Source organism: Streptomyces sp. GLSS-08 (assembly GCF_056387915.1).
On sequence record NZ_JBWJAQ010000020.1, the window covers coordinates 86,254 to 98,569 of the forward strand.

Sequence of the window (12,316 nt, forward strand, 5' to 3'; positions counted from 1 at the left end):
CCCGCATGCGCTGACGCGCTCGTCCGCAAGCGCCGGACGGCTGACGTACCTCCGGTTCAGTCCTGGGTCGCCGCGCCCGTCAGGCCGAGGAGGAGTACACGGGTGAAGCTGCGGACCCACTCCTCGTCCGCGGGCTCCGCGCTGACCAGGGTGCGGTGCACCACCGCTCCCGCGACCACGTCGAAGATCAGGTCCGCAGTGCGGGCGGCCGACTCCGGGTCCTCCTCGGGGGGCAGCTCGCCGCGCTCCTGGGCGCGGGAGCGGCCCTCCACGACGAGGCGCTTCTGGCGGTCGACGATCGACGTGCGGATGCGCTCGCGCAGGGGCTCGTCGCGGGTGGACTCCGCTACGACGGCCATCAGGGCCGTCTTCGTCTCGGGGCGGCCGAGGATCGCCGCGAACTGAAGGACGACGCCCTCGATGTCGGCGGCGAGGCTGCCGCGGTCGGGAAGTTCCAGTTCGTCGAAGAGGACGGCCACGGCGTCGACGACGAGTTCGTTCTTGCCCGCCCAGCGGCGGTAGAGCGTCGTCTTGGCCACCCCGGCGCGGGTCGCGACGTCCCCCAACGTGAGTTTGGACCAGCCCAGTTCGACCAGGACCGCGCGGGTCGCGTCCAGGATCGCGGCGTCCGCGGTGGCGCTGCGGGGGCGCCCCGTACGGGAGGCCGGAGTGCGACGGTGCATGTCAGCGACCATATCCGGGCATGGCAGGGACGATATCCGGCTGTTGTGTGAAGTCGTGAGGGAGATCACCGGGATCGGGCGGACAGCGGTGCCTCCGGGGAGTTACGCTACGACCCGTAGCGAAAGCTCCGTGCGGCCGTGCCGCGTGGGCGACAACCACAGGCGCCAGGTGGGGACCCGGCGCCGAACAGTACGCAAACAGGCCGGGCTTCGACCATGCCGCGGGTCTGGCTTCGGGCACGCTTTTCACTCGTGCGCGCGGAAGGGGGAGGATGTACTCATGCAGCCACGGAACATGTCCATGAGCGGAGTCGTCGACCTCGCCGCGGTGAAGGCGGCCCAGGAGGCCAAGGCGAAGGCGGAGCAGGCGCGCGCCGAAGCGGCCAGGCAGGGCGGCGGCGGGGCCGTATCCCCCGCCAGCCTCGTCATCGACGTAGACGAGGCGGGTTTCGAGCGCGATGTCCTGCAGCGCTCCACCGAGGTACCGGTCGTCATCGACTTCTGGGCCGAGTGGTGCGAGCCGTGCAAGCAGCTGAGCCCGGTCCTGGAGCGGCTGGCTCTCGAGTACGCCGGCCGCTTCGTGCTGGCCAAGATCGACGTCGACGCCAACCAGATGCTGATGCAGCAGTTCGGGATCCAGGGGATTCCGGCCGTCTTCGCGGTGGTCGCCGGCCAGGCGCTCCCGCTCTTCCAGGGGGCCGCGAGCGAGACGCAGATCCGCGGCACGCTGGACCAGCTCGTCCAGGTGGCGGAGGAGCGCTTCGGGCTCACCGGCCTGACCGTCGACGCGGAGGCCGGGCCGGCCGCCGCCCCGGCGGCGCCGCAGGTCCCGGTCGGCCCCTACGACGCGCTGCTCGAAGCCGCCGTACGGGCGCTGGACGCGGGCGACCTGGCCGGAGCCGTACAGGCGTACAAGAACGTGCTGAGCGACGATCCGGCCAACAGCGAGGCCAAGCTGGGGCTCGCACAGGCGGAGCTGCTCCAGCGGGTGCAGGACGCGGACCCGCAGCAGGTGCGCAGGGAAGCGGCCGAGAAGCCGGGTGACGTGCCGGCGCAGATCGCCGCCGCGGACCTGGATCTGGTGGGCGGTCATGTGGAGGACGCCTTCGGGCGGTTGATCGAGGCCGTACGGCGTACGGCCGGCGACGACCGGGACGCGGCGCGGCTCCGGCTGCTCGAACTGTTCGAGGTCGTCGGTGCCGACGACCCCCGGGTGGCCGCGGCGCGCAGGGCACTGGCGCGAGCCCTCTTCTGACCAGTCTCTAAACGCCCGGACGTGTGATGCCCGGGTGAAAAGTTCGCTCCCGAAGTGACCGTGCGGCCGCGCTTTACCAAAACTTGGTAATCGCGGCCGCTGTTACTTGGAGTAAGTCACGGGCGTTGATCTGTCGGATTCCGTCCGTGAATCAAATACTTTGCCCCCTCGCTCTGGGCCACCCTGCGTCGCCGTCCGATACCGACGGGTCGTTGTTCGGTTATCCGCCCGTTACTAGCGAGTAACGAACCCCCTTGTGCCAACGGCGAGAATGCACCACGATCGGCGACGCTCGGTCCATTTCCGTACCCCCGACAGCCAATCGGGCAACCGGGTTCTCTGGGTCCCCACCGAGTAGGGCCGGCAGCAGTGGTGCCGGTTCTTGGACAGGGGGGTCTCTGCTCCGGCGGAGCCTGTCCAGCAGGTTGTGCGTGATGTGCGTCAGGCGCGACCAGTGGTTGTCGCTCGGGGGTGATCGCCGGTGATTCGGGCGCGGTTCGCGCTGTCGAGATCGGGCGCTCTCCTTCCCGAGGACGTAGCACTTCTCCCATCCCTGCCCGGCTGAGCCGCCGTCATTGGGGCAGTCAGGGCCAGGAGATGTACGTCCGAGAAGGAGGAAATATGGAGTCCCAGGTGCGTGGCGGAACCAGATGGAAGCGGTTCGCCGTCGTGATGGTGCCCAGTGTGGCCGCGACGGCAGTGATAGGTGTCGCCCTCGCGCAGGGCGCTCTCGCGGCGTCGTTCAGCGTCTCCGGTCAGTCGTTCAAGGTGACGGCGGACCGGCTCGACGGTACGGGCTTCTCGCAGTACGGAGCCATTGACTCGGGTTACACCCTGGACGGCAAGAAGACGGCACACCCCGTCGCCGTCTCGGCGTTCAAGTCCGCGTCGATCACGAACATGTGCCAGTCCGTTGTCACCCCGGACGTGCCCATCTTCGGTTCCGTGAGTCTCATGCTGAAGGCCGGCGGTGGCGACACCGCGGTCCAGGCCGAGAACCTGTACATCGACGTCGAGGACCTGCAGGCCGACGCGACGTTCCGCAACATCGACATCGGTGTTGCCGCCAAGGACGCCAGCAAGGGTCCGGGTATCGCCAAGGGCGACCAGGCGAACCCCTACGGTTTCGCGCAGCAGGCCGACTCGGCCACGCTGACCGGCGTGAAGCAGACGGCGTGGGCGACCACCGCCGGAACGTTCAAGCTCAGCGGCCTGAAGATGTCGCTGTCCAAGGGCGTCAAGGAGTGCTACTAGGCACTCCCCGGGGCGGACGGGGGAGCCGCCGGCTGCCCCGTCCGCCCCGTCCCTTCCGCAGTACGCGTACTTCTCACAGCAAAGCCGTTCCAGGGAGCTGTTTTCCATGAGCGCCGAGACTCCTGCCGCGCCCGGCCAGTCCACCCAGCAGAGGCTGCGATTCCGTGCCTGGCGGGGTGACCGGCCGTTCTGGGCCGGCCTGTTCGTCCTGCTCAGCGGGCTGCCCATCGCGTACTTCCCGTACGCGAATCTGCAGATCGGCCATCTGACGCTGGCCATGGCCACCACCGCGGGCGCGGGGTCCCTGATCATCGGCGTGCTGCTCGTGGTGCTGGGGCTCACCCTCTGGTTCCAGAAGCACGTGCGCACCTTCGCGGGTGTCGCGGCGATCCTCCTGGCTCTGGTGTCCATCCCGGTGTCGAACCTCGGCGGCTTCCTGATCGGGTTCCTGCTCGCCCTGATCGGCGGGGCGATGGCGGTCTCCTGGGCGCCCGGAGCGAGGGTCGGGGAGCCGGCCGAAGCGGCCCGCACGAGCGAGGCCCCCGACAGCGTGGCCACCGGGCCCGTGCCCGGACTGAGCAAGCCCGTCCAGCCGAACCAGCCGAACGATCTGTCAGGAACGAACCCGGTCAACGGGGCGAACGGGAGGCACAGTGCCGGCTGACGAGCTGACCCACGGGACGGCCGTGGACGAGTCCTCTGTGAGAACCGGGCCGCGCCACGCGGCGCCCAGGAAGCCGCTGTTCACCAGGTTCCACGTGCCGGCCGGCAAGGCGATAGCCCTGGCGGCCATGCCGACGGCCGTCCTGATGGGAATGGGACTGACGCCGACGCTCGCGCAGGCCGAGGACCACCCGTCGTCCAAGAGCCTGACGGCGGACGAGTACCAGAAGTGCGTCGAGGCGCTGGACGGGTCCGAGAAGCCGTCGGCCACCCCGTCGCCGTCCGCTTCCGCCTCCGCTTCCGCCTCCGCCTCGGAGAGCGCCGACGCGACGGAGCCCGCTCCCTCGGCCACGGCGACCCCGGACAAGACCTCTTCGCCGGATTCAGGTTCCGACGACAAGGCCGACTCCACGCCGACGCCGTCCCCGAGCAAGACGTCCCGGAGCGGCGACGACACGCCGAAGGCGACTGCGGCACCCTCCGAGAGCAGCAGCAAGAACCCGCTGGACCCGCTGGGCATCGGCGACGCCATCAAGGACGTCCTCACGCCCGACGAGAAGCCGAGCGCCACCCCCACGCCGTCCGCCTCCGCCACGGCCGCCCCCGGCAAGGAGGCGTCCGACCCCGCCGAGGACACGACCGACAAGGCCACCGGGACGGCCGAGGACACCGTGAAGGACACCACCGACACGGCGACGAAGACGGCCGAGGACACCACGGAGAAGGCGGCGGAGGCCACCGACGAGGCCACCGCCTCCCCGAGCGCCTCCCCGAGCCCCTCCGCGAGCGAGAGCGCGGACGCCGAGGGCTGCCCGACGGCCACCGACGAGGAGGGCGGGGTCGAGAAGACCGTGTCCCTGCCGGACGACCCGTGGTACCTGAACGCCAGCTCGCTGCTGCTCAAGGGCGCCGACTACCAGGGCATCGTGAAGGTGCGCACCGCCAACGGCACCGTCAAGAAGGTCCTCAAGTACGTGATCTCCGACGGCACCGACATCGGCGACCTGCACCAGACGGTCGACGACAAGCAGACCGGCAGGACGTACCACGTCCAGGCGGCCAAGGGCTCGACGTCCACCATCCGCAACGGCAAGACCGTCATGTACACGGAGAGCATCTCCGGCAACCTGCTCGGTCTGATCCCGGTCACCTTCGACCCGGACAACCCGCCGCCGCTGAACATCCCGCTGATCTACTTCACCAAGGTGAAGGTCGTGCAGGCCGGTCAGTTCGGCGGGGACCTGACCGTGCCCGGGCTGCACCAGTACACCACCGGCTGACCACCGCACCCGCCGGCCGGAAGGCCGGCCCAAGGACCCGCTCGGGAGCCGCACACAGGCCGCGACCCGGTTCCTCGCCAACGCGAGGGCCGGGTCGCGGTCTTCGCCGTGCGCACGGGTCCCCGCGCCCGTCCCGCAGCTCGCACAGACGCCGAGGGCGCCCCCCCGTCACGGGACGGCGCCCTCGGCGGCGTACGGGGACCGGATCAGTCGCGGCCGGTGCCGCCCAGGTGGTGCACCCGGACCATGTTGGTGGTGCCGGGGACACCGGGGGGCGAACCCGCGGTCATCACGACGACGTCACCCTCGTCGAAGACGTTGAGCTTGCGCAGCTCGGAGTCGACGAGGTCGACCATCTCGTCGGTGCTGTTCACGAACGGCACGACGTGGGACTCGACGCCCCAGCTCAGCGTCAGCTGGTTGCGGGTGCCCTCTTCCGTGGTGAACGCCAGGATGGGCTGCGCGGCGCGGTAGCGGGACAGCCGGCGGGCCGTGTCGCCGGACTCGGTGAAGGCCACCAGGCCCTTGCCGCCGAGGAAGTCGGCGATCTCGGCGGCGGCGCGCGCCACCGAACCGCCCTGCGTGCGCGGCTTCTTGCCGGGGACGAGCGGCTGGAGGCCCTTGGAGAGCAGCTCCTGCTCGGCCGCGATGACGATCTTCGACATCGTCTTCACGGTCTCGAGGGGATACGCGCCGACGCTGGACTCGGCCGACAGCATGACCGCGTCCGCGCCGTCCAGGATCGCGTTGGCGACGTCGGAGGCCTCGGCGCGCGTCGGACGGGAGTTGGTGATCATCGACTCCATCATCTGGGTCGCGACGATCACCGGCTTGGCGTTGCGCCGGCACAGCTCCACCAGGCGCTTCTGCACCATCGGGACCTTCTCCAGCGGGTACTCGACGGCCAGGTCGCCGCGGGCGACCATGACACCGTCGAAGGCGGCCACGACGGCCTCCATGTTCTCCACCGCCTGCGGCTTCTCCACCTTGGCGATGACGGGGACCCGGCGGCCCTCCTCGTCCATGATCTTGTGGACGTCGTTCACGTCGTGGGCGTCCCGCACGAAGGAGAGCGCGACCAGGTCGCAGCCCATCCTCAGGGCGAAGCGCAGGTCGTCGATGTCCTTCTCGGACAGCGCGGGCACGTTCACCGCCGTGCCGGGCAGGTTGATGCCCTTGTGGTCGGAGATGACACCGCCCTCGATGACGACCGTCTTGACCCGGGCGCCGTCGACCTCGACCACCCGCAGCTCGACGTTGCCGTCGTTGATCAGGATCTGGTCGCCCTTGGAGACGTCACCGGGCAGACCCTTGTAGGTCGTGCCGCAGATCGTCTTGTCACCGGGGACGTCCTCGGTGGTGATGGTGAACTCGTCACCGCGCACCAGCTCGACGGGGCCCTCGGCGAAGGTCTCCAGACGGATCTTCGGGCCCTGGAGGTCGGCGAGCACGCCGATGGCGCGGCCCGTCTCGGCGGCGGCGGCCCGGACCCGCTCGTAGCGGCCCTCGTGCTCGGAGTGCGAGCCGTGGCTGAAGTTGAAACGGGCAACGTTCATGCCGGCCTTGATCAGCGCGACGAGCTGCTCGTGGGAGTCGACCGCGGGGCCGAGGGTACAGACGATTTTCGAACGGCGCATAGGGCGATCCTATCGGTTTGTTTCGCTACGGAATATTCCGTCTGGCGGAAGATACAAAGGGGCGGGAAGCCGCTCAGGTGAGGCCGTCGGACCGGTCGGCGGACCCGTCCACGAGTGCGTACGTCTGCGTGGCGATCTCCAGTTCCTCGTCGGTCGGTACGACGGCCACCGCGACCCGCGCGTGCCCTGGGGAGATGAGCCGCGGCTCGTCGGACCGTACGGCGTTCAGCTCGCCGTCGACTGCCAGGCCCAGCCCCTCCAGGCCCGCGACCGCGGCCTCGCGCACCGGCGCCGCGTTCTCGCCGACGCCGGCCGTGAAGGCGACCGCGTCCACCCGGCCGAGCACCGCGTAGTAGGCGCCGATGTACTTCTTCAGGCGGTGGATGTAGATGTCGAAGGCGAGCCGCGCCTGCTCGTCGCCCTCGTCGACCCGGCGGCGGATCTCCCGCATGTCGTTGTCGCCGCACAGGCCGACCAGACCGCTCTTCTTGTTGAGGAGAGTGTCGATCTCGTCCGTGGACATCCCGCCAACACGCATCAAATGGAAGATGACGGCCGGATCCACGTCACCGGAGCGCGTACCCATGACGAGGCCCTCCAAGGGCGTCAGCCCCATGGAGGTGTCCACGCACCGGCCCTGCCGCACCGCGGACGCGGACGCCCCGTTGCCCAGGTGCAGCACGATGACGTTCACCTCGGACGGGTCCTTGCCGAGGAGCCGCGCCGTGGCGCGCGACACGAAGGCGTGCGAGGTGCCGTGGAAGCCGTACCGGCGGATGCGGTGCTCGTCGGCGGTCCGCACGTCGATCGCGTAGCGCGCCGCCTCCTCCGGCATCGTCGTGTGGAACGCGGTGTCGAAGACGGCGACCTGGGGCAGGTCCGGGCGCAGCGCCCGGGCGGTGAGGATGCCGGTCAGGTTGGCCGGGTTGTGCAGCGGGGCGACCGGGATCAGCCGCTGGATCTCCGCGAGCACGGAGTCGTCGATCAGGGTGGGGCGGGTGAAGAGCTTGCCGCCGTGCACCACGCGGTGGCCGATCGCCGCCAGCTCGGGGGAGTCCAGGCCGAGTCCGTCGCTCGCCAGCTCCTGCGCGACGGCCTTCAGGGCGGCCTCGTGGTCGGCCATCGGACCGGTCGTCTCCCGGGAGGTGCCGTCGCCGGTGAGCGGGGTGTGCTTCAGCCGGCCGGTGCGCTCGCCGATGCGCTCGACCAGGCCCATGGCGAGCCGGGTCCTGTCGCGCATGTCGAGCAGCTGGTACTTCAGCGACGAGGAACCGGAGTTGAGGACGAGGACGCGGGTGGAGCTCACTGGGCGGTGGCCTTCTCGCTCGGGGTCTGGGACTGGATCGCGGTGATGGCGACGGTGTTCACGATGTCCTGGACGAGGGCGCCGCGGGACAGGTCGTTGACCGGCTTGCGCAGGCCCTGCAGCACCGGGCCGACGGCGATCGCGCCGGCCGAACGCTGCACGGCCTTGTAGGTGTTGTTGCCGGTGTTGAGGTCCGGGAAGATCAGCACGGACGCCTGCCCCGCGACCTCCGACTCCGGCAGCTTGGTGGCCGCGACGGACGGCTCCACGGCCGCGTCGTACTGGATCGGGCCCTCCACGCTCAGGTCGGGGCGGCGCGTGCGGACCAGTTCGGTCGCCTCGCGCACCTTGTCGACGTCCGCGCCCGAGCCGGAGGTGCCGGTCGAGTACGACAGCATCGCGATCCGCGGCTCGACGCCGAACTGCCGGGCGGTCGCGGCCGACTGGACGGCGATGTCGGCGAGCTGCTGCGCGTTCGGGTCGGGGTTCACCGCGCAGTCGCCGTAGACCAGGACCTTGTCGGCGAGGCACATGAAGAAGACGGAGGAGACGATCTTCGCGTCCGGCTTGGTCTTGATGATCTCGAAGGCCGGGCGGATGGTGGCCGCCGTGGAGTGCACGGACCCCGACACCATGCCGTCGGCCAGCCCCTCCTCGACCATCAGCGTGCCGAAGTAGTTGACGTCCGCGACGACGTCGTACGCCAGCTCCACGGTCACGCCCTTGTGGGCGCGCAGGCCGGCGTACTTCTCGGCGAAACGGTCCCGCAGCTCGGAGGTCTGCGGGTCGATGAGCTGCACGCCGCCGAGGTCGATACCGAGGTCGGCGGCCTTCTTGCGGATCTGGTCGACCGGGCCGAGCAGCGTCAGGTCGCACACGCCCCGGCGCAGCAGCACCTCGGCGGCGTGCAGGACGCGGGCCTCGGTGCCCTCGGGCAGTACGACGCGGCGCAGGTCGGAGCGGGCCTGCTCCAGGAGCTTGTGCTCGAACATCATCGGGGTGAGGCGGGTGCTGCTCGGCGCCGACACCCGCTTCAGCAGCTCGCTCGTGTCCACGTGCCGCTCGAAGAGACCGAGCGCCGTCTCCGCCTTGCGCGGGGTGGCGGCGTTCAGCTTGCCCTCCAGGCCGAAGAGTTCGGTGGCGGTGGGGAAGCTGTTGCCGGGCACGGAGACCACCGGGGTGCCGGGGGCGAGGCGCGCGGCCAGCGTCAGGATCTCGTCGCTCGGCCGCTCGTTCAGGGTGAGCAGGACACCCGCGATCGGGGGCGTGCCGGCGCTGTGTGCGGCGAGCGAGCCCACCACCAGGTCGGCGCGGTCGCCGGGGGTCACCACCAGGCAGCCGGGCGTCAGCGCGTTCAGGAAGTTCGGCAGCATCGCGCCGCCGAAGACGAAGTCGAGCGCGTCGCGCGCCAGCCCCGACTCGTCGCCGAGCAGCACCTTGCCGCCGAGGGCGTGGGTGATCTGGGCGACCGTGGGGGCGGACAGCGCGGGCTCGTCCGGGAGCACGTAACAGGGCACGGGCAGCCGGTCGGCGAGACGCTCGTGGATCTTCGCGCGGTCGGCCGGGGCGACCCGGTTGGTGACCATCGCGAGGACGTCGCAGCCGAGCCCGTCGTAGGCCCGGTAGGCGTTGCGGGTCTCGGCGAGCACCGACTCGGCCGGCTGCCCGCGGCCGCCCACGACCGGTATCACGGAGGCGCCGAACTCGTTGGCCAGCCGGGCGTTGACCGCCAGCTCGTCGGGGAACTGGGTGTCCGCGAAGTCGGTGCCGAGGACGAGGACCACGTCGTAGGCGCGCGCGACCAGGTGGAAGCGGTCCACCAGGGTCGACACCAGTTCGTCGGTGCCCTGCTCGGCCTGGAGCGCGGACGCCTCGTAGTAGTCCATGCCGTACACCGTCGCCGGGTCCTGCGTGAGCCGGTAGCGGGCGCGCAGCAGCTCGAAGAGCCGGTCCGGACCGTCGTGGACGAGCGGACGGAACACCCCCACCCGGTCCACCTGGCGGGTCAGGAGTTCCATGACTCCCAGCTCGACGACCTGGCGGCCGTCGCCGCGGTCGATCCCGGTCACGTACACGCTGCGCGTCACGCGTGCTCTCCGTTTCATCACTGGGCCGGCTTCGGTGCTTCTCGTGGCTCGGGAAAAATACCCGCTATGGTGAGCAGAACCCTCTTGACAATACCTCCGCGGCTGGCTAAGGCGCCCGCCAGGCCGAACGTCCTGGTGAGGCGGGACAAGGGCTCCGCCGGGGCCGCGCGACGGGGCGCGGGGGCGGTGCGTGCCCGGCGGACGGGAGCGGCGGCCGCCCGGGGAGCGTGAAACAATCGGTCTGGCTCACACGTACCAACAGCGAGCAGGAGACACAGCACGATGCGCATCGGAGTTCTCACCGCAGGCGGCGACTGCCCGGGGCTGAACGCAGTGATCCGGTCGGTCGTGCACCGAGCGGTCACCAATTTCGGGGACGAGGTCATCGGCTTCGAGGACGGCTACGCCGGCCTGCTCGACGGCCACTACCGCACCCTCGACCTCAACGCGGTCAGCGGCATCCTCGCCCGCGGCGGCACCATTCTCGGCTCGTCCCGGCTCCAGCGCGACCGGCTCCGCGAGGCCTGCGAGAACGCGCAGGACATGGCCCGCGAGTTCGGCATCGACGTGCTCATCCCGATCGGCGGCGAGGGCACCCTGACCGCCGCCCGGATGCTGTCGGACGCGGGCCTGCCGGTCGTCGGCGTACCGAAGACGATCGACAACGACATCTCGGCGACGGACCGCACCTTCGGCTTCGACACGGCGGTCGGCGTCGCCACCGAGGCGATGGACCGCCTCAAGACCACCGCCGAGTCGCACCAGCGCGTCATGGTCGTCGAGGTCATGGGCCGGCACGCCGGCTGGATCGCCCTCGAGTCCGGCATGGCCGCCGGCGCCCACGGCATCTGCCTTCCCGAGCGGCCCTTCGACCCCTCCGACCTCGTCGCGATGGTCGAGGAGCGCTTCGCGCGCGGCAAGAAGTTCGCCGTCATATGCGTCGCCGAGGGCGCCCACCCCGCCGAGGGCACCATGGACTACGGGCACGGCGCGATCGACCAGTTCGGCCACGAGCGCTTCCAGGGCATCGGCACGGCTCTCGCGTACGAGCTGGAGCGCCGTCTCGGCAAGGAGGCCAAGCCGGTCATCCTCGGCCACATCCAGCGCGGCGGCACGCCGACCGCGTACGACCGGGTGCTGGCCACCCGCTTCGGCTGGCACGCGGTCGAGGCCGCGCACCGCGGTGACTTCGGTCGCATGACCGCGCTGCGCGGCACGGAGGTCGAGATGGTGCCGCTCGCGGAGGCGGTCGTCGAGCTGAAGACCGTCCCCAAGGACCGGATCGACGAGGCGGAGTCGGTCTTCTAGGCCTTCGCGAAGGCCCGGGAAGCACGGTCGCGTGTTTCCCGCCCTCAGTACGTGCTGCGCTGGATCGTCGACCAGAAGTGGTCGACGATCCGGTCCATGAAGTCCTGGCCGGCGTCGCTGGAGTCGCCCGCCGCCGAGCCGCCGGCCCAGCTCAGGGTGGCCGCCATCTGCCCCTGGTACTCCGTGTGCAGCTCCTGGAGCGCGTCCTCCAGCAGCCGCCGGTCCAGGGGCACCGTCTTGCCCACCGGGCGCACGTACGCCTGCCAGCGCGTCGTCACCGCGCTGCGCAGCAGCTCCCCGAGCTTCCCGTCTCGCCCGGTCACCGTGACGAAGTCGGGCAGCGAGAGGTCGAGCAGCTCGGCGAGCGCGGTCGACTGCCGCTCGCTGCCCCGCCACTCGTCGGTCTCCTCCATCCGCTGGTACGCGAGGAGTTCCAGGCCTACGGTGCGGGCGACGTCCTCCGGGGCGAGGCCGCGCGCGATGCGGTGCTCGCGCAAGGTCCGCGGTCTGCCGATGAGTTCACCCGGTGAACACCACAGCACGGCGGCGAGGGCGGTGAGTTCGGGACTGCTCGGTGCGGCGATGCCCCGCTCCCAGGCGACGACGAGATCGGGCGTGACATAGGGCAGCCCGTACGAGGCGCGCAGTCCGTACGCGACGTGTTCGGGTCCCTTGCCGAGCCCGGCGCGCAGTCGGCGGGCGGCGAGGGCGTTGAAGGGCGGGGTGGGCTGGGGGGCCGGCGGTTGGTGCACGGGCACAAGCTATGGGCGCGTGGCTGTGATGACTACGGGCTGTTCGGCCACAAACACGCATTGTAGGAACATACGGTTTCAGCCGCCGGTG

Annotated in this window: 10 protein-coding genes; 5 read left to right on the forward strand and 5 right to left on the reverse strand. The window is 70.5% G+C overall.

The window, feature by feature from the left end; genetic code table 11:
* Positions 1–56 precede the first annotated feature (56 nt).
* Complete coding sequence (locus AC0ZLC_RS28425; protein WP_476754809.1) at positions 57–683, reverse strand: TetR/AcrR family transcriptional regulator; 627 nt, start codon at positions 681–683, stop codon at positions 57–59.
* A gap of 280 nt (positions 684–963) precedes the next feature.
* Between AC0ZLC_RS28425 and AC0ZLC_RS28430 the strand changes: the two genes are divergently transcribed.
* The 4 genes from AC0ZLC_RS28430 (at position 964) to AC0ZLC_RS28445 (ending at position 5,135) form a co-directional block, all read left to right on the forward strand.
* Positions 964–1,938 (forward strand): tetratricopeptide repeat protein, encoded by a 975-nt coding sequence (locus tag AC0ZLC_RS28430; protein WP_476754810.1) that lies wholly within the window; start codon positions 964–966, stop codon positions 1,936–1,938.
* A gap of 621 nt (positions 1,939–2,559) precedes the next feature.
* Complete coding sequence (locus AC0ZLC_RS28435; protein WP_476754811.1) at positions 2,560–3,192, forward strand: DUF6230 family protein; 633 nt, start codon at positions 2,560–2,562, stop codon at positions 3,190–3,192.
* 106 nt (positions 3,193–3,298) lie between these two features.
* Positions 3,299–3,856, forward strand: a complete 558-nt coding sequence (locus tag AC0ZLC_RS28440; RefSeq protein ID WP_476754812.1) for a DUF6114 domain-containing protein — start codon at positions 3,299–3,301, stop codon at positions 3,854–3,856.
* On the forward strand, positions 3,846–5,135 hold the full coding sequence (locus AC0ZLC_RS28445; protein WP_476754813.1) for a hypothetical protein: 1,290 nt from the start codon (positions 3,846–3,848) through the stop codon (positions 5,133–5,135). The genes AC0ZLC_RS28440 and AC0ZLC_RS28445 overlap by 11 nt, the downstream gene beginning before the upstream one ends.
* A gap of 206 nt (positions 5,136–5,341) precedes the next feature.
* On the opposite strand, the gene pyk is transcribed toward AC0ZLC_RS28445, so the two are convergent.
* The 3 genes from pyk to pta form a co-directional block, all read right to left on the reverse strand.
* Complete coding sequence (gene pyk, locus AC0ZLC_RS28450) at positions 5,342–6,772, reverse strand: pyruvate kinase (protein WP_476754814.1); 1,431 nt, start codon at positions 6,770–6,772, stop codon at positions 5,342–5,344.
* A gap of 73 nt (positions 6,773–6,845) precedes the next feature.
* Positions 6,846–8,078: an acetate kinase gene (locus AC0ZLC_RS28455; RefSeq protein ID WP_476754815.1), complete on the reverse strand. Its 1,233-nt coding sequence runs from the start codon at positions 8,076–8,078 to the stop codon at positions 6,846–6,848.
* Complete coding sequence (gene pta / locus AC0ZLC_RS28460; protein WP_476754816.1) at positions 8,075–10,165, reverse strand: phosphate acetyltransferase; 2,091 nt, start codon at positions 10,163–10,165, stop codon at positions 8,075–8,077. Before pta ends, AC0ZLC_RS28455 begins: the two co-directional genes overlap by 4 nt.
* Before the next feature lie 282 nt (positions 10,166–10,447).
* Between pta and AC0ZLC_RS28465 the strand changes: the two genes are divergently transcribed.
* Positions 10,448–11,473, forward strand: coding sequence for an ATP-dependent 6-phosphofructokinase (locus AC0ZLC_RS28465; protein ID WP_476754817.1), 1,026 nt, complete (start codon positions 10,448–10,450; stop codon positions 11,471–11,473).
* A 44-nt stretch (positions 11,474–11,517) separates the two neighbouring features.
* Here AC0ZLC_RS28465 and AC0ZLC_RS28470 read toward each other — a convergent pair whose 3' ends face one another.
* Positions 11,518–12,231, reverse strand: a complete 714-nt coding sequence (locus AC0ZLC_RS28470; RefSeq protein ID WP_476754818.1) for a helix-turn-helix domain-containing protein — start codon at positions 12,229–12,231, stop codon at positions 11,518–11,520.
* Between the last annotated feature and the right edge of the window lie 85 nt (positions 12,232–12,316).

What these genes read in the sequence shown, in the direction of transcription:
- AC0ZLC_RS28435 (WP_476754811.1), top strand. Translation starts at nt 2,560, where the DNA reads ATGGAGTCCCAGGTGCGTGGCGGAACCAGATGGAAGCGGTTCGCCGTC.
- pyk (WP_476754814.1), bottom strand. Translation starts at nt 6,772, where the DNA reads ATGCGCCGTTCGAAAATCGTCTGTACCCTCGGCCCCGCGGTCGACTCC.
- AC0ZLC_RS28425 (WP_476754809.1), bottom strand. Translation starts at nt 683, where the DNA reads ATGCACCGTCGCACTCCGGCCTCCCGTACGGGGCGCCCCCGCAGCGCC.
- AC0ZLC_RS28430 (WP_476754810.1), top strand. Translation starts at nt 964, where the DNA reads ATGCAGCCACGGAACATGTCCATGAGCGGAGTCGTCGACCTCGCCGCG.
- AC0ZLC_RS28440 (WP_476754812.1), top strand. Translation starts at nt 3,299, where the DNA reads ATGAGCGCCGAGACTCCTGCCGCGCCCGGCCAGTCCACCCAGCAGAGG.
- AC0ZLC_RS28465 (WP_476754817.1), top strand. Translation starts at nt 10,448, where the DNA reads ATGCGCATCGGAGTTCTCACCGCAGGCGGCGACTGCCCGGGGCTGAAC.